A 21,028-nucleotide genomic window follows, 5' to 3' on the forward strand; every position below is an offset into this window, starting at 1 on the left:
TTAACCCCCAAACCAGCGCTGTAGTAGACTCTTTTTCTTCACATCAATATGACGTAATGGACGCTCTTCTCCTAAGAAACGGGCGACGATATCGTCATAACATTGACCAGCCACTGAATCGGTATAATGAATCACAGGCTCGCCATGGTTAGACGCTTCAAGCACTGAATGGCTTTCAGGAACCACACCAAGTAACGGCACTTTTAAAATATCGTTAGAGATGGTATCGATATCCATCATCTCGTTAGCAGCAGCACGGTCGGCGTTGTAGCGGGTGATGATTAAATGCTCGCGTACCGTGCCCTGATTTTCAATCACTTTTTTGGTTTGGCTTTGCAAGATACCAATGATACGGTCCGAGTCACGTACCGAAGAGATTTCAGGGTTGGTGACGATGATGGCTTCATCTGCATGATACATCGCCAACTGCGCACCGCGCTCAATACCAGCAGGCGAGTCGCAGATAATATAGTCAAACTGCTTTGACAACTCATCCATGACTTCTGTAACGCCGTCGTCTGTCAACGCATCTTTATCACGCGTTTGACTGGCAGGCAGGATATATAAATTTTCTAGTTGCTTGTCTTTTACCAGCGCTTGTGACAGGCGGGCATTGCCATTGATAACATCGACAAAGTCATAAACAATTCGATTTTCGCAGCCCATAATCAAGTCTAGATTACGTAAGCCTACATCAAAATCGATAACAACTGTCTTATAGCCACGTAATGCTAAACCGGCGGCAAAAGAAGCGCTGGTCGTGGTTTTGCCCACACCGCCTTTACCCGAAGTGATTACAACAATCTTCGCCACAATGGCACACTCCTATGAATTGATGGGATATTTATTAGTTAAAACATTTTAGATGAAACAGTATAGATGTAAAGTAGCACAATTGCTCGGCGTTTACCTAGCCGAGATGTGCTATCTGCGAGCGTAAGCCTAGCATAAATATACAAAAACTTATAGCAAGTGCATATTTAAGCACAAAAGCTGCCTACAGATAATGGTTATATCAGCTAAATAGGGAGCCAAAGCACCCTCTATTATCTGCGCTCAACGTCCGCGCCTATAGTCTAGCGTAAATAGTGGCAGAGCTAACAATCCATCATAGCGCAGTTTTGTTAAGTAAACTTACTATAATATTAATCGTACTATTTAGACGTCAATTTATCATCTATCATCAAATATATTCAAACTGATAATGATGAAATGACGCCTTTGAGTCGTCTAAAGATTAAATAAAACCTAAGCGTTATCCATGACCGTAAAGACCAAGCCCTGACCTTCTAAATAACGCACTTCAACGGATTTATCAATTACGTGCTCGGGTAGGTTATCGCGCAGGCAATAAGTACCAGCGACCGATACCAGTGAAGGATTAAATACTTGGCAGAAAATACGCGCGTCTTTATCGCCAGTTGCGCCTGCGACCAAACGACCTTGGGCGCGACCATAGACGTGTAGGTTGTTGTCAGTAATGGCTTCAGCGCCGCTATTGACACTGTTGGTCAAAATCAAATCGCCACCGACATGGTTGAGGCTTTGTCCCGAGCGCAGCATTTGATCATAAATCAAGCTGGTAATATGCTCGGCACTGATAAGCGTCTCTGCCGTCAAGGTGGTTTCAGTCGTTGCATTTACCTCGGTAGTGGCAGCAGCTTGGCTATTTACAGCTGAGCCAGCATTATCCGTAGTAGAGCTGACAGAATCGTTCGCAGGTGTTGTTTGTGCGCCGTCTTTAGAAACTGCTACTTGACTTAACTGTGTAGTGGCTTTTTTACTGGGCAAAATACGCTCGATACGTTTGCCATCCGCTGGGAATATCGCCAAGCGTAGCTGACGTGCTTGCTCATCAAGCAAACCTGTGACCACGCCGATAGGCTGCAAACCCCATGACCAAAGCAGCTCTACCAATGCTGCTAAATCCTGCTCGACTTCACTGTCAATCAATACAGGAATATTGCTATTTTTATTACTCAGTGTACTTTCAAGTTGGCTGCCAATCGCCGCAAAATCATCGGTGCTAAACTGCAGCCGTGAAAAGGTCAGCATTTTGCCATAAAATGCCAAAGCTGGCATTTCAGGCGAGTCAAGCGCCTGCTGATTGTTGTCTGAAATCGTCATAATATACATCCTCAAAAATGGTCGTGTTGCGGTGTTCAATGTGCCGTTTTTGCCTCGGCATATAGCATCAAAGTCTGATTATTAAAAGTGTGGCTTTCAAAAATGTGTATATCAAAAGTATGATTGTCAAAAAATCTGGTTTTCATTCAAAACACTACAAATTAAGCATGTCTTGATGCTTCCATTGCTGCACTTTTATTTGGGCTTCAAATTCGTCTAAACCATCGGCGATGATGCTTGATATTAATGTATCAAGGGCGCTGTTGTCGGTATCGATTTGAGCAACGCCGCTGGCAATAGCAACCATTAACGCGTCAATACGTTCGGCGTCAAGCAGGCGCTCATTCAGTGCATATACCACGTTTTCGCCGATATTATGCCCGACATGTTGTAGCTGCGACTCAATTAACGTCCCAGCAATGGGTATCATACGCAGATAGCGGCGTAGTTCAGGCGTATTGGCCAACCCCTCTTTAATAGCGTTACCCATTTCGGTGGCGACAATAGTGCCGCCGCCCGATGACTCGGTCAGTGCCTGAAGTTTTGGCGCCAGCTCTTTACGCAGTAGCGATAATATCGCCGCTTCAATCTCATTGCGATTGCGGGCAATGGTAGATTCGATAAAGGATTTATGAGTGTTAGGATCGGTCAGCTGCTGACGAAACGTCTGAATGGTCGTTAAGATGACGCGGTCAGACAGCTCTTCTAACAGCAAATTAATATAAAAATTAATGCGATTAATCCACGGCTGTGGCAGTACTTGATAACCTAGCTGATATAAGCGGCGCCCGATAATCACGGCGCGAAATAGGCGCAGCGCGCGCAACTGCGGAAAACAGCCTAACACTTCATACCAATGCACAAAAGGGAAAAAGAACCAGCGGTAATATACCTTTTCTTTAATAGCAACTGCCCAGCGCAATAGCAACTCGGCAATCAAGAAGAGCGTAAAAAAACCGCCCGCTGTCCGTAGCGAGTCATGAATATGGTTTTGATACCAGTTTAATGCCTCGCTCATACTCAACCACTGCGCAGCATTACTACTAAAATTACTCATCAAAATAGCGTCAGTACTGATTAAAAATAAATCAATACTGATGGCGATGAGCATCACGATGTCATAGGTCAGCTTCAAGCGATTGGGCTGGGGACGATTCGGTCTTGGCGGCGGGCTGCTGGGTAGGTCTGAGGACTGAAGAGGCGCTGGTGTTATCGGCGCACGGGTAGAAGAGGCGGGCACAGTCATACCTTATTTAGTAGTAAATGGCATTGGTAGTGAGTAATCTTTTGCCAATCACTACCAAATAAGCGGCAAGTTTTAATGGTTATTCACATTATCAATGAATCATGCCAAAAAACAAGCCATCAACCATTATAATTTGGTATTTTAGCCGTTATCTTTTTATATAAAAAGCCATAATTTTTAATGGCTTTTTTTAATCAGTTTTTTTAATGTCCTTTTTTATTCACTTTGATGCGCCGCTTGCGGATGACTCTCAAATTCTGCCAGCATTTTTGTAATACGCTGATCTTTTTGGCGCCAAATTTGCTCGACCCATTCAAACATTTGCGCTTTAACGGCCTCATCGTTTTCGTAGCCGCCGTCTTGAATACCGGCAAACAGCGCATCGGGTATGGCAATATGGCGGACATCGACGCCTAAGCGTTTGATATTGCCTTTCCACAAATCGCCATAGGTTGGCACGCCGTCAGGGTAGACGATGGTCATATCTAAGATACCATCGATATCAGCGCCCAAGGCATTAATGGCTAGCGACAGACCGCCAGCGCGCGGCTTCAACAGATGGGTATAAGGCGAGTTTTGTTTATCGTGTTTTTCTTGGGTAAAGCGTGTGCCTTCCAAATAATTCAACAAGGTAAACGGCTTGTCTTTTAATAACGCACAAGCGCGCTTGGCTTCTTCGATATCTTTACCTTTAAGCGCTGGGTTTTTAGCAACTGCTTCTTTAGAATGGCGCCGCATCATTGGAAAGTCTAAAAAGTAAAATGCCTGCCCAACGATAGGAATATAGATGAGCTCAAACTTGGTGAAAAACCGGGTCAGTGGTAAGCGTTTTTCACTAATGTATTGCACGATGCTGGTATCTACCCAAGACTGATGATTGCTGACCAGCAGATATTTGCCGTCCATATGTACATCATCCGGCAATTGAATGCGCCAATCCTTACGCGGTAACATGGTATCAATCAAAGCATTATTGCTACCAATCCAGTGCTCGGCAATCTTTATTACCGTCTTATCAGCGATAGGAGCGCCCGTGATAATTTTGCCAACGCCCATAAGCCATAATGGAATACTGCCGCCAAAACTATTGGCAGCGATGACTCCGGCCGCTGTGGTAAGCGACATTGCTTTGCCAAGTTTTGGCGCGCGTTCGTGTATTTTTTGCATCGCAGCGTTCAAACGCATGTCTTATTCCTTACTATTTGCTCGTTAATCGTTTCATTATTATGGTTAAACCGGTGTTTTATATCATCTCAAAAATACGGCTCATTTTTCTAACAAGTTTTAGCAAATTATAATCGCATTTTATTTAATAAATTTTAGTACTAATATTAGGTAAGACCTTATTTTAGTCCAGTAATTTTTCGGATTTTTAATTCGTAAAATGTTTGTACCAAAGTTTTTATAAGATAATGTTAGCAGAAAATAATTAGAGTGTACGACTGTAAACGTGACTTGCGGTAACAAACAACGTGCTTTTATAAACACTAGACTATAGATACTTATGCACTTTCCATACATAGATGTGACAAAATATTACACACAAATAGACGGTAATTGCCATAATAATAGTAAGTGTGAATAAACAAATAAAAAGGTTTGTTGACGCATATTCGTGACAAGCAATATCTATAAAAACACCGTTTATTTATCGATACCTATATTGATAGCCCATTTTTTCAACTTAAGAGGACATATTATGCGTAATACATTAATGGTTGCAGCATTGGCATCAGGCTTAGCATTGAGTGGCTGTACGACTGATCCAAACACTGGACAGCAACGTTTAAATAAAACTGCTATCGGTACGCTAGCGGGTGCAGCTGGTGGTGCCACTATCTCAAAAGCAACAGGCGGTGATAAGACTGGTCGTGATGCGGCTATCGGTGCTGCATTGGGTTCAGGCGTAGGCTACTACATGGAGCGTCAAGCGAAGCAGCTAGAGCAGCAAATGGCGGGTACTGGCGTTACGGTTACCCCAAATGCAAACGGTAACATTGACTTGGTTATGCCAGGTAACATTACTTTTGCTTTTGACAGTGCTTCGTTGAACCCATCGTTTAGACCAACGCTTGATAAACTTGCGGCTACAATGAATGAATATAACCAGAACACTATTACTATTGCCGGTCATACCGATAGTAAAGGTTCTGATTCTTATAACATGAAATTATCACGTGATCGCGCTTATGCGGTAGCAAACTATCTAAGTGCTCGCGGTGTAGCCTCTAGCCGTATTAATGTAGTTGCTTATGGCGAGTCTCGTCCAGTTGCTGATAATAGTTCTGAATACGGCCGTCAACAAAACCGCCGTGTTGAGTTGACCCTTAATGCGCCAAGCAGCGTTCGTTAATCGCTACTGATATTTAAAATATAATATAAATTAAAAAAGACCAACGCAAAGTTGGTCTTTTTTTTGCTTGAAATTTGTCTAATACTCAAAAAATTACATTTGATAATAGTTATCAATAACATTATAATTTGCAGGGGTTAAATTTTGTCAGCCTTTAGCGGGCGTTTAAATTTAACTAGGGTTTAAATGGATTTTATCTTATTGAAATTATAAGTCTTTAAGCTTTCCTTTTATCACTTTATTACTTTATCTTTTGTCATTTTATCTAATGTATCTCATCGAGGATGTGTATGAATATCAGCCCAGCGATAAGCCGTAAAATTTTACCGACTACTTTAGCTGCTGCATTGGCAGGGATACTGCTAGTATCAGGATGTACCAAACAGTCTGATGAGACCACAGCGTCAGAGGCACAAACCGACGTCCAAGCAACCCAAAAAAGCGACAATAAAACGTCTTCCGCTGCTGATCAGGCGCATATCGATCGATTGTTGATTAGCTATGCTGATATGGCGCACGCCGCCTATAAAGATTCTTTAGAAACGGCCAAACTTTTACAAACAGCAGTGAATACTTATGTGGACACGCCGACCCAAGCCAATCTTGACGCTGCAAAGGCTGCCTATAAAGCCGCGCGTCAGCCATATTCACAGACTGAAGTGTTTCGCTTTGACGAAGGCTTTGTGACCGCTGATGATAAACGCGCGCTTGGTAGCGTTGATGGCTGGGAAGGGCAGGTAAATGCTTGGCCGCTAGATGAAGCTTTGATTGACTATGTCAGTGACAGTTATGAGGGTGAATATAACAGTCAGGATAATATTATCAATAGCGAGAGCATCACGGTTGGTAGTATCAAGCAAGATACCAGCACTATTACGCCTGACTTATTGGCTGAGATGAACGAGATTGGTGGTAGTGAGGCCAATGTCACCACCGGTTATCATGCGATTGAGTTTCTGCTGTGGGGACAAGATACCAATGGCGTTGGTGAAGGTGCAGGTAATCGTCCGGTGAGCGACTATATAACGACCGAGGGCGAATGTACCAGCGGCGATACGACAAACCCAGATGCGAGTATTTGCGAGCGCCGTGGACAGTATCTAAAAGCGGTTACCCAGTTATTGATCGATGATTTGACCGCGATGGAAGCCCAGTGGCAACCTGATAGCGAAAACACCTTACGTAGCGATATGATGGCTCGTAAAGACAAAAACGGTCTGCGTCAAATCATGTATCAAATGGGCAGCTTAGCGCTTGGCGAGCTAGCTTCTGAGCGTATACAGGTGGCGTTCGTCACTGGCTCTACCGAAGATGAGCATGAATGCTTTAGTGATTTGACCCATTTAAGCTATGCCAATAATGCCCGCGGTATTCAAAATATCTTTAATGGCGGCTATAAAACCGTCGCTGGCAAGACAGTAGGCGGTTATGGACTAAAGAATTATCTTGTCGATACCGGCAATAAAGAAGCGGCTGATAAACTTGCGACTGATTTTGCTAACGTCGAAGCAGCGTTTAAAGTCATCGTTGAAAAAGCTGAGAAAGAAGGCATCAAGGTCGATCAGATGATTGCAACCGTAGGTCAAGCCAGCAAGCACGGTATTTCTGCTGAAGAGCAAAACAAACGCCGCGGCTGGATTGAAAGTAGTATCACAAGCTTACAACAGCTAACCGATGGTATTGAAAATGCAGCAAAAGCCGTTGGCATTGATAATTTAGACGCTGATGCAGGTTCACAGTTTTAAGTAGGTCTTATTTAAAAGGACAGTTATTTAAAAGGGCGGCTATTTAAAATGAAGTTTTCGGTTCCAATTTAGGAAGCCTTAATAGCCTGTATTTATGTGCCTGATGAGTCGTTATCAGTGAATGAGAATTATTTTTATAGAAAAATAATTTGGGTATAATATACACGTTGTCGACCGCTGTTGGCAGCGTGTTTTTTTATAGCGCAGCAATGATTTATCGAATTGAAATATCTATTGACTAAAAATGCTTATCAAATAAAAGTGAAAAAATTATAGCACGCGTTTTTAATGGTTCCATACCAGAACTAAGGTTCCCTATGAGTAGCAGTAATGTGTCAACCGCCAAACAATCTACCGCGTTTTATTCTCCTTTAATATTTAAAAATTCGCTATTAAAGCTATCGCTAGGAGTGACATGCGTGCTCTCATTAAGCGCCTGCCAGCCATCTCCAACGGACGACACCGCCAATAATAACGACAATAAAGCCCAAGACAGGAGCTATTTGCAAAATATAACGCCTGAGCGTACTCAAACGATTGAAGCGCTAGCAGGCGTCCCTATGCAGCAGCTTGCCAGCTTTGATGCGCAAGAAATCAAACAAGGTGGCGATACGGGCATTAGTATTACCACGAGCGAAAGCTACTCTAAACCTTCCTCAAATATCACCGCCTCACGTAAAGGGTCTTTCTTTATCGGCAATGCGTTTTTTAGGCAACCTTGGGTGGTCGCGCCGGCGAGTACCGATAGCCGTGATGGGCTTGGTGCTTTATTTAACGTGGCTGCCTGTCAATCTTGCCATATCAAAGACGGTCGTGGTCATGCGCCGATGAACGCTGATGACGATGCCGACAGCTTGCTGATTCGCCTTGCTATGCCGGCGACTACCGAAGCGCAGCGTCAAAAGCTAAAAGATTCCTTGATTGAAAAAGTCGTCCATCCTATGTATGGCGGTCAATTGCAGGACCGCGGTGTGCAAGGCGTGCCTGCTGAAGCCCGAATTGTAGTAGAGTGGAGCGATAAAGCCGTTACATTTGCTGATGGTCATGTCGAGACCTTGCGCGCGCCAACCTTTAATCTGACCAAACCCGGTTATGGGCCATTTGACGATGAGCTGATGGTATCGCCGCGGGTAGCCTTACCGATGATTGGGCTTGGGTTACTCGAACAGATTCCAGACGATGATATTAAAAAACAAGCAATCAAAGTAAATAGCGCTAATAGCGACATTAGCGGTAAATTTAATATAGTCATGGATCCACAAACGGGTAAAGTGGCATTAGGACGCTTTGGCTGGAAAGCTGGTCAAACCAAGCTGATTACTCAAAACCAAAGTGCGTTTAATGAGGATATGGGGCTTACCTCGAATATCCGCCCGCATGAATCGTGTATGCCAGCGCAGACCGCTTGTGTGAATGCCGCAACAGGGGCTGATGAGCAAGGTAATGGTGAGCCGCCCGTAGAAGTCAATGATGAGGTAGCAAAATTCGTCGAATTTTATACCCGTAATCTGGCGGTGCCGCATCGCCGCAATGCCGAAGACAAGCTGGTATTGGCAGGTAAAAAACGCTTTTATGATATGGGCTGTCAAAGCTGCCATACGCCGCGTTATCAGTTGCCAAAAACCGACGATGACCATCTTGAGCAGTACGGCCAAGTGATTTATCCTTATACCGATTTATTGTTGCATGACATGGGCGATGGCTTAGCTGATCGTACCATTGCGGGTAAGCTACCATCGAAAGATTTACAGGTTGAGTTTTTAGCAAACTCTTATGAGTGGCGCACGCCTGCTTTGTGGGGCATTGGTCTTGCGCAAACCGTCGATCCACAAGCGACGTTTTTACATGATGGGCGCGCGCGTACTTTGATGGAAGCGGTACTTTGGCATGGCGGCGAAGCGGAAAAGCAGAAGCAAAAAGTACTTAAGCTTGATAAACAAGGACGCAGTGAGTTGAATGCGTTCTTAAAGTCATTATAAAAATAAGCGTATGAGTGTTAAAAGCGATGGTTATTCAACGTAAGAAATACCAAATTAAATAATTACTTATATCAATATTCATCCAAATACTGAGAAATCTATGAAAATAAATCCTGCTTTAGCAATGGCATTATCAGCGCTAAGTGCTGGTATTCTAATTAGCTGCGTCAAACCTGCGGAAGAAAATAAAGTATCAGAGGTAGATAGCCAAGTCGCCCAAGAAAGTGCTACTTCTACTACTCCTGACAAAAAAGACAATAATGCTGAAAAGATTAGCGCTGTTGATATTAGTCCTGATACCGAAAAAACCTATCTGACCCACGTGGCAAATGACATTGTCATTCCAGCCTATGCAGATGCCGCAAAGCAGAGTGATTTATTGCATGATTTGGCGAAGAAATCTTGTCAGCAAGCGCCCGTGAGCGGTGATGCGCTAAAAGAATTGCGCGACCAATGGCTGGTGCTCGCACAAGCTTGGGCAAGCGCTGAGATGGTTAACTTTGGACCAGCGACGGCGAGCATGAGTAATTTATATATCAATTACTATCCTGATGAGCGCGGACTGGTACATAGCGGGGTCGCTGATTTGATTGCTGCCAATTCCAAGCTTACCGCCGAGCAGTTGGCTAACGAGAGCGCCATCGTGCAAGGCGTGCCAGGCTTAGAAGAGGTACTTTATGCCAATGATAGTTTGGATGCTGGGCAGTGCGCTTATGTGATGAGCGCGAGCAGCGCTTTGAGCACACGTCTAAAAGATATCGAGAAAAACTGGCAGCAAAATGCTACTGATTTACTAGCAATTGATAAAACCGCCGAGAGCGATCAAGGTTTAAACCAATGGTTTAACTCGCTGCTGTCATTGGTTGAGACGATGAAATCTAACGCTATCGACCAGCCATTGGGTTTAACTGCTAAAGCAAAAGGTCATTTGCCAGCTGCAACCGCTGGACAAAGCCGCGCGATTATCACTGCGAAATTGGCAACCTTAAATCAAGCAATGACTGACCCTGTTTTGACTGCTATTCTTGGTGGCAATAATGAAAATGCAGTGGCGGATAGTCTATCGACCGCGCTTGCCGATACCACGACATTATTGGCACAAATGCCGGAGGATTTAGCGACTGCTGATAAAGCGACGCAGCAGGAACTACTTGATCATCTCACGAGCATTACGCGCATTATTAAGCGTCAATTGATTCCAACCCTTGGTCTGCGCGTTGGCTTTAACAGCACCGATGGCGATTAAAAAATGTACTCTCTCGATACTAAAACTGCAGGTAAATCACAAGAGCAGCCTAATAATGAGCTGCTAGTAACATCTGCATTGACCATGCTTTCTGCTGTCATGGGTACAGTCGCGCTTGTCGGTATCCATCATGGTTTTCGTAAGCACAAGCAACCAGATGCCAGCTTATGGGATTATGTGGCAGGTATGGGCGCGCAGTTGCAGTTGATAAACTTGACGCCTAAACGCGAGCTCGTGCAATTTCGCCACGCTTGTCAGCAAGCGGCAGTTGCATGGCAGCAAGCTTATCATTCACACAGAGATGACGAGCAAAACACCAAGTCTTATAGCGTAAGCGACTTTAGCACAGCACATACGACCACAATACTACCGCGACCAGTCTGCTGGGTTAGCGGCGTGGCGTCTATGCCGAAAAACATCGCCTTAGCAAATAATGATAGCGCTGATGCCAGTCATAATGAGCATGACTTCGGCGTGGTTGGTATCGACTCCGATAGACAAATCGTTTGGCAAACGACTATGCCTGAACGCGTGCATGATATTGTCGTTCAACCTATTTCTGATAAGCAAAAGTTTTCTGCTAAGAATAACCAAGCACGCGATGTGGTGGTGATGGGTCGGCGCCCGAGCGAAAAGTTTTGGGTACTAGACACGGCAACTGGGCAAGTAAAGTTTGCTATTAAAGCGTCTACGCATCGTCATTTTTATGGCCATGCTTGTTATAGCTTAGATGGTAAACTGCTCTACGTGACCGAGAATGACACGTTAAGTTTAGACGGTAAAGTTGGCATTTATGATGCCTGTGATCATTATCAAAAGATAGCAGAGTATGACTCGCATGGTATCGGCCCGCATGAGCTGATTATGCATCCTGATGGCGAAACGTTGGTGATTGCCAATGGCGGTATCAAAACCGAGCAAGCGTCGCGTGAAGAGCTTAATTTAGACAGTATGCGACCGTCATTGGCTTACCTCAATCGTCATACTGGCGCGTTACTTGAGCAGATTATGCCTGAGCATAATCAGATGAGCGTGCGTCATCTCGCCATGCATGACGATGGTACGGTGATGATAGGTATTCAGTTTCAAGGCGAAAAGCATATCAATGTGCCGTTAGTATTGACCCATCAACGCGGTGAGCCTGATTTTAAACCTCTTATTATGCCTAATAATCAATGGCAGCGCTTTCATCAATATATCGCCAGTGTGGCGGTTGATAGTGAGCGTAACCTATTATGTGTGACCACGCCAATTGGCGGTTGTGCGGCGATTTATGACTTAAATACTCGTACATTGATTGATAATATTAGCTTACCAGATTGTGCCGGTGCAGCAGTGTTGCCAAATCTGAATGCTGACAAAGCTGGCGTTAACAATGCCAATGCCAATGTTAAGACTAAGGCGCACTCAGGTTTTATCGTTAGTGATGGACAAGGTCAGTTGACCGCGTTAACTGTTAATCATTTAGCAACTGCTGAACTTGCTAGAGTAGATAACGTTGAGCGTATTTTTATAGACAGCAAATGTCATCTGATGTCGTTTGACAATCACTTGCAAGCGCTCTGAGCATGAATGTGCTGTCACAGTATGATTCGCCCTTATTAAATAGCGCTATACGTTGTTTGGCTCAAGCGGATATTGAGCTACACATCAGCAAAAAGCGCGTTAAAAATATCAATTTCCGCTTAAAACCGCATAAATTAATGGTCTCTATACCCATCTCTCTTAGCTCAGCGCAAATTGCCCAGGCGATAGAAAAACGCGTGCCTTGGGCAATCGCCAATCACGCGCATGTATTAGAACGCTATAAACGTCAGCAAATCCCATCACAGCAATCTATAAAAGAGTCTTCAACTGCCGATAGCACACTGCTATTGTGGGGCGTAGAGCAATCATTCACCTTAAATCACGATAAAAAAATTGCCTACTATCGGCAACAGCTTTCTGAAGTCATACCTTCTCTGTTTGAAAAATGGCAACCGATTGTCGGCGCTTATGCTAATGAAATACGTCTAAAGAAAATGCATACGCGTTGGGGCAGTTGCAATACCCGCGCACGGCGAATTTGGTTGTCCGTCTATCTGCCAACCTATCCTATCGAATGCACCGAATACGTCATCGTCCATGAGCTTTGTCATCTGCATCATGCCAATCATAGCCGCGCTTTTTGGCAAACGGTGGCAACGGCGATGCCCAATTACCAGCATTGGCATAATATGTTGGCGGGTAAAACAGGGCAGTTAGATTAAAGTACGACCTACTGCTAAATAACCAGATGTCATGTCTTAATCTGCTAAGATAAGGTTTTTTATCGAAACAAGGATGTGCTATGGAAAACGTCAATCAAGCGCAGTTTTGGCAGCAGCGTTATGAAGAGGACAGTATCGGCTGGGATATGGGGCAAGTGTCACCACCGCTCAAAGCTTATATTGACCAGTTGCCTGAATCTGCTAAAGAGCAAGCGATTTTAGTACCGGGCGCGGGCAATGCTTATGAGGTCGGTTATCTGCATGAGCAAGGGTTTACCAATGTCACCTTGGTTGATTTTGCCCCTGCGCCGATTGAGGCTTTCGCAGAGCGCTATCCCAACTTTCCAGCAGAGCATTTGGTCTGTGCTGATTTTTTCGCGTTATCGCCAGCACAATACCAGTTTGATTGGGTGCTTGAGCAGACGTTTTTTTGTGCCATAAATCCTGCGCGCCGTGATGAATATGTGGCGCAGATGGCCGCATTATTGAAACCGAATGGCAAGCTGGTTGGGCTGCTGTTTGATAAGGATTTCGGACGAGAAGAACCACCATTTGGCGGCTCGAAAGCTGAATACCAGCAGCGTTTTGCGCCTTATTTTGATATTGAGATTATGGAAATAAGCTATAACTCGCATCCGGCGCGGCAAGGCAGTGAGCTGTTTATTAAGATGCTTGTAAAATCTTAATCTCACGCTTGATGTTTTGCCGAGCCTGCTTTTCTAACCTGTCATAATAATAATCGGTTAGGTAAAGCTTCGGGTGCGCCAATAACTCTGTTAATACGGCTCTACGTCCATCACGATAATCTGGGTTTGAGACATGCGCATATTCTTGCCGAACCGCTTGGGCATATTGCTCGTACTCAGACCAAGATGCCCCCAGAATACTCAAATCCATATCTAGTAAATAGGCAGCATCAAAGTTCTTTTGAGCGTTTGAGCAGTCAGCAAGCTCATGATTGGCCGTCATCATAATGAGCTCGTAAATATGTTGGCACTGCGCTGCCGATAAATAAGGGCGTAGCGCCTCTACCGCATATTCTGCACTTTTCAGCTCATTATCTGAGCGCGTCGGCGCATATATCACGTCATGATAAAACAGTGCCAATGCGATAATATGCGGCTCATTTAAAACATGCTTAATCTGCTTAAACTGCGCAAATAACTGCTCAATATGCTGCAAGCTATGATAAGCGCGCTGAGCTTCATTATAACGTATAGCGATATCTTGCCAAAGATTGTTAACTTTTTCTGATTCTACATCGCTATTAATAGCTGTAAAATGCTGCGCAAAAACCTTACCAAGCTCAGTCTCTATGTGCGCAAAAGCCTTTATCATTTAATTTCCTTATTCCTCATCCTTTTTAGCCAACTTCCATTCACCACCGGTCATTTATTTTTTATGATCTGCCTCTTCAAATGCTTGTTTAAATAATTGCCCAAGCAAATTAACATCATCAACGCGGGCATAGTTTAAGCGGGTGACAAAAGCGATATGACGATGTGGCCCTTTTTCTGCTAATGGCACTGCGACCGCATTTTGGTTTTGCAAATGCAGCTGATCGAGCGCCATCTCTGGTACCAAGGTCGTGCCCATATTAGCAAGCGCCATTTGTATTAGGGTATTTAAGCTGGCATCAGAAAAGCTTGATTTCATTTGCGCGCGGTCGAAATGACAGACGGTTAAGGTTTGATCGGTCAGACAATGCCCTTCGCCAAGTAACATCAGATTGGCCGTTGCTAGCTCATCGGCATTAATCTTGTCAAGCTTGGCATGGACGTCATCCTGTGGAAAGACCGCAAAGAAATCTTCCGCCCAAAACTCAAAGGTATGCAAACCATCGACCGCATAAGGCAATGCAATAATGGCGGTATCAATATGACCATAGCGCACTTGCTCAAGCAAACGCTCGGTTTGCTGCTCGATAACGGTCATCCGAAATTCAGGGTAGTGTTTGCGCAGCGCAGGTAGGACTTTTGGCAGCAGATAAGGGGCAATCGTCGGAATGATACCAACCGTCATCGGGTACGCAAGCGGTGATTGATGGCTGTGCGCACGCGTAGTCAAATCATTGACTTCAGAAAATATACGCTGCGCCCGCGTCAAGATGTCCTCACCGATAGGCGTAATCAAAACTTGCTTATTATTACGCTCAAAAATCTGCGTATCTAGTTGCTTTTCTAGCTCGGCGATACCCAAACTCAGCGCTGATTGTGAAATATTACAGTCTTCTGCTGCCCGTTTAAAATGACGATGTTTGGCAACTGCTAAGGCAAACTCAAGTTGACGTAAAGTAATCATAAAACCTCTCTATTAATGGGTTTTGAACGCCATTTGTTTTGGGCGTTTATCTTGTGTACTATAGCAATTTAATGCCGATGTTCGTATAAAAAAAGCCGTTAGAATAGTTTAACAAGTTTAATAAAACAAAACATCACATTAAAAACTTTTAACTGGATTAACCATAGAATTCGCGTATAGTTTGTCTTGTAACCCAGTTAATGAGTGGGTTAATCAAAACCTGCAGCCATAAACACTAATTAACTTAACAACAATCAATTAATCAAAAAAGGAGCCAATCATGGCGTCAATTATCAATCAAGAAATTCCAGAGTTTTCAGCAGAAGCGTTTGTAAACGGTGATTTCAAAACCATCACTTCAGAAGACGTAAAAGGCAGTTGGGCAATCTTCCTATTTTACCCAGCTGACTTTACCTTTGTTTGCCCAACTGAACTTGAAGACATGGCAGCCCATTACGAAGAGCTTAAAGGCTTAGGCGTAGAAGTGTACTCAGTATCAACTGACACACATTTCACACATAAAGCATGGCATGATTCTTCAGAAGCTATCGGCAAAGTCACTTATCCAATGATTGGTGACCCAACTGGCCGTATCACTCGTGGCTTTAATGTCATGATCGAAGAAGCAGGTTTGGCAGAGCGTGGTACTTTCTTAGTAGACCCAGACGGTAAAATCCAAGTCGCTGAAATCCATGCAGGCGGTATTGGCCGTAGTGCAAAAGACATGCTACGTAAAGTAAAAGCGGCACAGTACGTTCGTGATAACGACGGCGAAGTTTGCCCAGCAGCTTGGGAACAAGGACAAGAAACCCTTAAACCAAGCCTAGATCTAGTTGGTAAAATCTAAGGATATACTTAGATAACTTACTATTTAGACTAGCGAAAAGATAAGTATAAAATTTAATAGTGAGTTTTCGTTTTTAAAAGAAAACGCTATTAAATAATGACTTAAAAACGCCCCATCGGTTTTGATTGATGGGGCGTTTTTTTGTCTATTTTTTATAGGCAGATATTTAGAGATAGATAGCGTTAGGACAAGATTACAGGCTGTCTACAGATTGTCACCTAAGTTCATTCGATTTTTATCACAGAATGCTTATGATTTAAAGATATCTACGTCAACATCCATTTAAGTATATGAGCGTCATTAATAAAAACGTTACATCGAAAACGATACATCAATGACTACGTGCGACTGGGTTAAACTTTCCTCGCTTGTTGCCATCACAGTAGAGGCGACGAAGCACTCACCTTAGTTGCACAGAAATGGTTTTACATTGAACCTATCACATAAATCGGTAATGAAGAGAGGATATTATGAGTAACGACAAATCATCTGCTAAAGAATTTCCGAAACAAGAACAATCGCTACCAGGCTCGCAGCAAGAGCAGCACCCAAGCCCTAAGGTGCTGCCAAAAGAATATCCAAATGGCAAGCTTGCTGGAAAGGTTGCTATTATCACTGGCGCTGATAGCGGGATTGGGCAAGCAGTAGCAATATTATTTGCCAAAGAAGGCGCGGACGTAGTGGTCAGCTACCTATGTGAAGATGACGATGCCAAGATGACCAAAAAGCACGTAGAATCTTACCAGCAGCGCTGCTTACTGGTGGCGTCAGATTTATCAGAAGAAGCTAACTGTCAAAAGCTAATCGATACTGCCATCGCTGAGTTCGGCAAAATTGATATTTTAGTCAATAACGCTGGGATGCAGGTTGAGCAAGAATCGCTCACCGATATCAGTAGTGCGCAATTTGATAAAACCATTCATACCAATTTTTATCCGCACTTTTGGTTGAGTAAATTTGCCTTACCACATATGCCAGGGGGTAGCTCGATTATCAATACCACCTCTATCACCGCTTATCGCGGCAGTGACCATTTGATTGATTATGCTGCCACTAAGGGCGCGATTTTATCTTTCACCCGCGCTTTAGCCAATAATTTAATGAGTCAGGATAAAGGTATCCGCGTCAATGGCGTCGCACCCGGTCCTATTTGGACGCCGCTTATTGTGGCGTCATTTACCCCTGATGAGATAGAGAAGTTCGGTCAAAGCACGCCGATGGGCCGCGCCGGTCAGCCAAACGAGGTCGCGCCTGCTTATCTATACTTGGCCAGTGACGACGCAAGCTACGTTACAGGACAGGTTATCCATGTAAATGGCGGCGAGATTGTCGGTGGATAAAGTGAGTAGATGAGTGCTTCATTAAGTAAATGGTTAGTTAAGCCAATGCTCATCGAGCGTTTATTGACTTATATTGATTTAAGTCCAATAAAAGTCGCGGCAAAAAATAGCGGCTTGGTTCGATAAGCAAGTAAGCATCGCACCAAGCCGCTATTGAATCAGTTAGCGTTATAAACTAAAGCGTTTACACCGCAGAATTGAGTTTATTTTTATCGATTATTTTATAAATCTCATCTTTTAAGTGCAGCTTTCGCTTTTTCATTTTTTCTATTTCTTCGTCACAGCTGGCGTGCGTCACCAAATCCTTATCTAGCTGGTTGATTTGCTGATCAAGCTTGGTATGCTCATCAAAAATGGTCGCAAAGTAGCTGTCTTTTTGCTTAAGTTCGCAAATAATATCTCTGTTGTCTTGCCATGTATCAGTCTTTCTCATGTTGTCATCCTTGTTATGAAGCGCAGGCTTAGTAAAGCCATAGCGCATTTTAGTTAAGAGTGCTCTGATGAATTTATATGATTGTGAGACTTCAGTCTTACCAAGCCAAATCGCAATTCAGCTCAGTTTTGAACAGGCTTGTGCGCAGCAGAAAGGGCGTTTGTTAACGACAACTAGCAGTCAATCTGCCGACCGGTAAATAAGAGTGTTTCTTATTCGCCTCATCTGATTGTAGCGAAAAAATTTACCCGATACCATGACTGTCATGGATTTTCTTTGATTGGTAGTTTTAAAATTAAATAATAATATCTATATATGATTTGTTTTATTAAACATAAAGTTTGAGTTTATCGGCTTGCGTGGTACGTCCAAAGCCTTGATAATAGACGTATCAAAGGTGGTAAGCCAAGTATTTATGGCTTTTTAAATCAGATACTTAGCTTGTCACCAAACCCTATTTAAATGTGCAGCGATATAGCTGACGTTACATATCTGATAATAATGAGGAACAAACATGATAGATCAAGGTTTATTAGACGCAGTCAAAAGCTATAGTGAAAACATGACCCGCCCCATTACCTTTGTATTGGGTAGCGGCGAACATAGCAAACGTGCTGAGCTGATTGATTTTTTGACTAAAATCGCTGGCACCACAGATAAGATCAATTTTGATGCAACAGCAACTGATAACAGCTTACCAAGTCCGATTAGCTTTAAAGTCGTCAGTCATATTGATAATGCATTGACCGATACGGGGATCGTTTTTAGCGGTATTCCGGGTGGCCATGAGTTTACCTCGTTGATTTTGGCGATTTTGCAAGCGGGCGGTCATACCTTAAAACTGGATGAAGGGATTCAAAAGCTGATTAAGCGCTTTAATAAGCCGCTACAGTTTCAGACTTATGTCTCTCTGTCTTGCCACAGCTGTCCGGATGTGGTGCAAGCGCTGAACCAATTTGCGCTGCTCAACGATGACATCAGTAATGAGATGATTGATGGTGCCTTGTTTCAAGAGCAAGTCGAAGCCAATAATATCCAAGGTGTACCAGCGGTATTTTTAAATGGTAAACCGTTTGCTAATGGTAAAATCGATACGGCTAAATTGATTGAGAAGTTACAAGAGCAGTTCCCTGATTTATTGAGCGAAGTGGCTGATGACGCTCAGCAGTTAGAGCAGCAAGACGTAACGATTATCGGTGCAGGCCCTGCTGGTGTGGCGGCGGCGATTTATACCGCGCGTAAAGGCCTAAAAGTTACTATGGTCGCCGACCGAATCGGTGGACAAGTGAAAGACACGCAAGATATCGAGAACTTAATCTCTGTGCCTTTAACAACCGGTAGTGAGCTGTCAGCGAACTTTGAAAAACATTTGCACGAATATGACATTACGCTCAAAGAGCATGTCAGCGTCAAAGAAATCAGTGAAACTGAAGAAGAAAACTACCGTATTCATCTCAATACTGGTGAGACGTTTGAGACGCGCAGTATCATCTTAGCGACCGGAGCCCAGTGGCGTAAGCTTGGTGTTCCCGGTGAAGATGAAAACGTGGGTCAAGGCGTAGCCTACTGTGCGCACTGTGATGGTCCATTCTTTAAAGGTAAGGATATTGCGGTCGTCGGCGGCGGTAACTCAGGTATCGAGGCGGCGCTAGATTTGGCAGGTATTGTTAAACACGTGACCGTCCTTGAATTTGCCGATGATTTAAAGGCTGACCAAGTACTGATTAATAAAGCCAAAGAAAAGGCAAATATTGATATCATTACCAGTGCTGCAACGCAAGAGATTAAAGCGCAAGATGGTAAAGTGACTTCGCTTGTTTATCAAGATCGTAGCAGCAGTGAAACCAAAGAGCTGGATACTTCAGCGGTGTTTGTGCAAATTGGTTTGGTGCCCAATACTGAGTTTGTCAAAGGCTTTGTGGATCTAAACCGCTTTGGTGAGATTGAGATTGACGAGCGCTGCCGTACTGACCGCAAAGGTATCTTTGCTTGTGGTGACGTGACCACCGTGCCATTTAAGCAGATTAATATTGCGATGGGTGAGGGTTCAAAAGCAGCATTATCAGCGTTTGAATACTTGGTGATGCAGTAAGTTATTTCACGCTAGATTTAGTCTAACAAGCCACCTATTTTGAGGTGGTTTTTTTATGGGAAATATTTTAATGCTTGTTAAATAACATAAGGTGACGTATGTTTGGCAATGTAAAATGTATAGAGTGTAACTAAATGGATTATCGATAAAACGACGGTGAAAAGGAGATTGCTTTGCCCCATTTAAACACATCAGCTTTAAAACGCATAACCTTAGTAGCTACTTTAGCTTATATGTTTTTTGGAAGTCAGGCATTAGCAAACACCTCTCAAACCAATAGTCTTATATCAAACAACACTCTTATGAATTTCTTGAAGCCTTATTATCCATTCTATAATAAGAAACTTAAGTGCCAAAGTGTGGTGGTTGAATCAAGTTTTTATGGAATCTTTTCTGCTGAAGATAACAAAGCGGGTCATTGTGTTGAAATTGATCGTCAAGTTGTGGTTGAAACTAATAAAGGCAAACGTCTCTATGTACTAGTCGCTGGCGATATAAAATTTGGTGAGCATGAGGAGGGATTGATAGATAGTAATGACGCTCTTTTTTACCAAGGCTTGGTGGGTATGTTTGTCTTAAAGCCAAATGGCAACAACTGGAAAATAGAATCGGCAAGTCCTATTATGAGTGCGGGTGCACAAGGTATGGGACTACGTGGTTGGAAGCTGATGCGACTTGCTCCCGATACTTGGGGCTTTATAAATGAGGATGGTTACGAGTATTTGGGTTATGTAGAAACCAGTTTGGTTATATTAACGCCTAATGGACAAAATATTATAAAAAGCTCGATTAATAATAGTAATTTTAGTGCTTATACTGATCTTTGTAGCGATGAGGTAAAACGGGTCTGCGATGATATCAAGGCTAAATTACAGCGCATTGATACGAGTAAAGTCGTTGATGGTTTTTATCCTCTAAGTTTCATGATTAACGGTCGCAAAAACAATAAGACTTATAAAAATGCAAACTATACCTTTTTTTATAAAAAAGGTCAGGGCTATCAGATACCTGATAACTATCCTATAGGTTTAGAGAACTAGATGAGCTAGAAGATTTATAACCGTTACATT

18 protein-coding genes are annotated in these 21,028 nt (G+C 43.4%); 11 read left to right on the top strand and 7 right to left on the bottom strand.

Features of this window, described 5'->3' with window-relative positions:
* From minD to IQ457_RS01420, 4 genes are all read right to left on the bottom strand, one after another.
* On the bottom strand, nucleotides 1–813 hold the full coding sequence (gene minD, locus IQ457_RS01405; RefSeq protein ID WP_068408121.1) for a septum site-determining protein MinD: 813 nt from the start codon (nucleotides 811–813) through the stop codon (nucleotides 1–3).
* Nucleotides 814–1,248: 435 nt separating this feature from the next.
* A complete protein-coding gene (gene minC / locus IQ457_RS01410) occupies nucleotides 1,249–2,127 on the bottom strand; it encodes a septum site-determining protein MinC (RefSeq protein WP_227671148.1) in 879 nt (292 codons plus the stop codon).
* Between the two features lie 154 nt (nucleotides 2,128–2,281).
* Nucleotides 2,282–3,373, bottom strand: a complete 1,092-nt coding sequence (locus tag IQ457_RS01415) for a hypothetical protein (protein WP_207161658.1) — start codon at nucleotides 3,371–3,373, stop codon at nucleotides 2,282–2,284.
* A gap of 216 nt (nucleotides 3,374–3,589) precedes the next feature.
* Nucleotides 3,590–4,558 carry an acyltransferase gene (locus IQ457_RS01420; RefSeq protein ID WP_200661790.1) on the bottom strand — a complete coding sequence of 323 codons (969 nt, stop codon included), beginning with the start codon at nucleotides 4,556–4,558 and terminating at the stop codon, nucleotides 3,590–3,592.
* A gap of 514 nt (nucleotides 4,559–5,072) precedes the next feature.
* Here IQ457_RS01420 and IQ457_RS01425 point away from each other — a divergent pair.
* The 7 genes from IQ457_RS01425 to IQ457_RS01455 all read left to right on the top strand — a co-directional run bounded on the left by IQ457_RS01425 (nucleotide 5,073) and on the right by IQ457_RS01455 (nucleotide 13,631).
* Entirely contained in the window at nucleotides 5,073–5,726 is a 654-nt protein-coding gene (locus IQ457_RS01425; RefSeq protein ID WP_200661791.1) for an OmpA family protein, read from the top strand.
* 290 nt (nucleotides 5,727–6,016) lie between these two features.
* The gene (locus IQ457_RS01430) at nucleotides 6,017–7,471 is read left to right on the top strand and encodes an imelysin family protein (RefSeq protein WP_200661792.1); all 1,455 of its coding nucleotides are present in this window, start codon (nucleotides 6,017–6,019) and stop codon (nucleotides 7,469–7,471) included.
* A 317-nt stretch (nucleotides 7,472–7,788) separates the two neighbouring features.
* Nucleotides 7,789–9,450 (top strand): di-heme oxidoreductase family protein, encoded by a 1,662-nt coding sequence (locus tag IQ457_RS01435; RefSeq protein WP_200661793.1) that lies wholly within the window; start codon nucleotides 7,789–7,791, stop codon nucleotides 9,448–9,450.
* Nucleotides 9,451–9,550: 100 nt separating this feature from the next.
* Nucleotides 9,551–10,696 carry an imelysin family protein gene (locus IQ457_RS01440; protein ID WP_200661794.1) on the top strand — a complete coding sequence of 382 codons (1,146 nt, stop codon included), beginning with the start codon at nucleotides 9,551–9,553 and terminating at the stop codon, nucleotides 10,694–10,696.
* Nucleotides 10,697–10,699: 3 nt separating this feature from the next.
* A complete protein-coding gene (locus IQ457_RS01445) occupies nucleotides 10,700–12,262 on the top strand; it encodes a DUF1513 domain-containing protein (RefSeq protein WP_200661795.1) in 1,563 nt (520 codons plus the stop codon).
* A 2-nt stretch (nucleotides 12,263–12,264) separates the two neighbouring features.
* Nucleotides 12,265–12,945 carry a M48 family metallopeptidase gene (locus IQ457_RS01450; RefSeq protein WP_200661796.1) on the top strand — a complete coding sequence of 227 codons (681 nt, stop codon included), beginning with the start codon at nucleotides 12,265–12,267 and terminating at the stop codon, nucleotides 12,943–12,945.
* Nucleotides 12,946–13,025: 80 nt separating this feature from the next.
* Nucleotides 13,026–13,631: a methyltransferase domain-containing protein gene (locus IQ457_RS01455; RefSeq protein ID WP_200661797.1), complete on the top strand. Its 606-nt coding sequence runs from the start codon at nucleotides 13,026–13,028 to the stop codon at nucleotides 13,629–13,631.
* Here IQ457_RS01455 and IQ457_RS01460 read toward each other — a convergent pair.
* Nucleotides 13,609–14,283 (bottom strand): HD domain-containing protein, encoded by a 675-nt coding sequence (locus tag IQ457_RS01460; protein ID WP_207161659.1) that lies wholly within the window; start codon nucleotides 14,281–14,283, stop codon nucleotides 13,609–13,611. The two genes, IQ457_RS01455 and IQ457_RS01460, sit on opposite strands and share 23 nt — an antisense overlap.
* Before the next feature lie 54 nt (nucleotides 14,284–14,337).
* On the bottom strand, nucleotides 14,338–15,246 hold the full coding sequence (locus tag IQ457_RS01465; RefSeq protein WP_144296710.1) for a hydrogen peroxide-inducible genes activator: 909 nt from the start codon (nucleotides 15,244–15,246) through the stop codon (nucleotides 14,338–14,340).
* Between the two features lie 280 nt (nucleotides 15,247–15,526).
* On the opposite strand from IQ457_RS01465, the gene ahpC reads away from it, so the two are divergent.
* Together ahpC and IQ457_RS01475 are read left to right on the top strand one after the other, a co-directional pair.
* Nucleotides 15,527–16,093 carry an alkyl hydroperoxide reductase subunit C gene (gene ahpC, locus IQ457_RS01470; protein WP_191690338.1) on the top strand — a complete coding sequence of 189 codons (567 nt, stop codon included), beginning with the start codon at nucleotides 15,527–15,529 and terminating at the stop codon, nucleotides 16,091–16,093.
* A gap of 470 nt (nucleotides 16,094–16,563) precedes the next feature.
* A complete protein-coding gene (locus tag IQ457_RS01475) occupies nucleotides 16,564–17,433 on the top strand; it encodes a glucose 1-dehydrogenase (protein WP_191690340.1) in 870 nt (289 codons plus the stop codon).
* 184 nt (nucleotides 17,434–17,617) lie between these two features.
* Here the strand turns inward: IQ457_RS01475 and IQ457_RS01480 are convergent, their stop codons facing one another.
* Entirely contained in the window at nucleotides 17,618–17,866 is a 249-nt protein-coding gene (locus IQ457_RS01480; RefSeq protein WP_144296708.1) for a YdcH family protein, read from the bottom strand.
* Nucleotides 17,867–18,380: 514 nt separating this feature from the next.
* On the opposite strand from IQ457_RS01480, the gene ahpF reads away from it, so the two are divergent.
* Nucleotides 18,381–19,958 carry an alkyl hydroperoxide reductase subunit F gene (gene ahpF / locus IQ457_RS01485; RefSeq protein WP_200661798.1) on the top strand — a complete coding sequence of 526 codons (1,578 nt, stop codon included), beginning with the start codon at nucleotides 18,381–18,383 and terminating at the stop codon, nucleotides 19,956–19,958.
* A gap of 173 nt (nucleotides 19,959–20,131) precedes the next feature.
* On the top strand, nucleotides 20,132–20,998 hold the full coding sequence (locus IQ457_RS01490; protein WP_200661799.1) for a hypothetical protein: 867 nt from the start codon (nucleotides 20,132–20,134) through the stop codon (nucleotides 20,996–20,998).
* The last annotated feature ends 30 nt before the right edge of the window (nucleotides 20,999–21,028 follow it).

This window comes from Psychrobacter sp. M9-54-1 (assembly GCF_016613355.1).
Taxonomy (GTDB): Bacteria; Pseudomonadota; Gammaproteobacteria; order Pseudomonadales; family Moraxellaceae; genus Psychrobacter; species Psychrobacter faecalis.

Bases quoted from the DNA above. Each gene is read 5' to 3' on its own strand.
- IQ457_RS01440 (WP_200661794.1), top strand. From the start codon at position 9,551: ATGAAAATAAATCCTGCTTTAGCAATGGCATTATCAGCGCTAAGTGCT.
- IQ457_RS01435 (WP_200661793.1), top strand. From the start codon at position 7,789: ATGAGTAGCAGTAATGTGTCAACCGCCAAACAATCTACCGCGTTTTAT.
- ahpF (WP_200661798.1), top strand. From the start codon at position 18,381: ATGATAGATCAAGGTTTATTAGACGCAGTCAAAAGCTATAGTGAAAAC.
- IQ457_RS01425 (WP_200661791.1), top strand. From the start codon at position 5,073: ATGCGTAATACATTAATGGTTGCAGCATTGGCATCAGGCTTAGCATTG.
- IQ457_RS01450 (WP_200661796.1), top strand. From the start codon at position 12,265: ATGAATGTGCTGTCACAGTATGATTCGCCCTTATTAAATAGCGCTATA.
- IQ457_RS01430 (WP_200661792.1), top strand. From the start codon at position 6,017: ATGAATATCAGCCCAGCGATAAGCCGTAAAATTTTACCGACTACTTTA.
- IQ457_RS01415 (WP_207161658.1), bottom strand. From the start codon at position 3,373: ATGACTGTGCCCGCCTCTTCTACCCGTGCGCCGATAACACCAGCGCCT.
- IQ457_RS01465 (WP_144296710.1), bottom strand. From the start codon at position 15,246: ATGATTACTTTACGTCAACTTGAGTTTGCCTTAGCAGTTGCCAAACAT.
- IQ457_RS01480 (WP_144296708.1), bottom strand. From the start codon at position 17,866: ATGAGAAAGACTGATACATGGCAAGACAACAGAGATATTATTTGCGAA.
- minC (WP_227671148.1), bottom strand. From the start codon at position 2,127: ATGACGATTTCAGACAACAATCAGCAGGCGCTTGACTCGCCTGAAATG.
- IQ457_RS01445 (WP_200661795.1), top strand. From the start codon at position 10,700: ATGTACTCTCTCGATACTAAAACTGCAGGTAAATCACAAGAGCAGCCT.
- IQ457_RS01420 (WP_200661790.1), bottom strand. From the start codon at position 4,558: ATGCGTTTGAACGCTGCGATGCAAAAAATACACGAACGCGCGCCAAAA.
- IQ457_RS01455 (WP_200661797.1), top strand. From the start codon at position 13,026: ATGGAAAACGTCAATCAAGCGCAGTTTTGGCAGCAGCGTTATGAAGAG.
- IQ457_RS01475 (WP_191690340.1), top strand. From the start codon at position 16,564: ATGAGTAACGACAAATCATCTGCTAAAGAATTTCCGAAACAAGAACAA.
- IQ457_RS01460 (WP_207161659.1), bottom strand. From the start codon at position 14,283: ATGATAAAGGCTTTTGCGCACATAGAGACTGAGCTTGGTAAGGTTTTT.
- ahpC (WP_191690338.1), top strand. From the start codon at position 15,527: ATGGCGTCAATTATCAATCAAGAAATTCCAGAGTTTTCAGCAGAAGCG.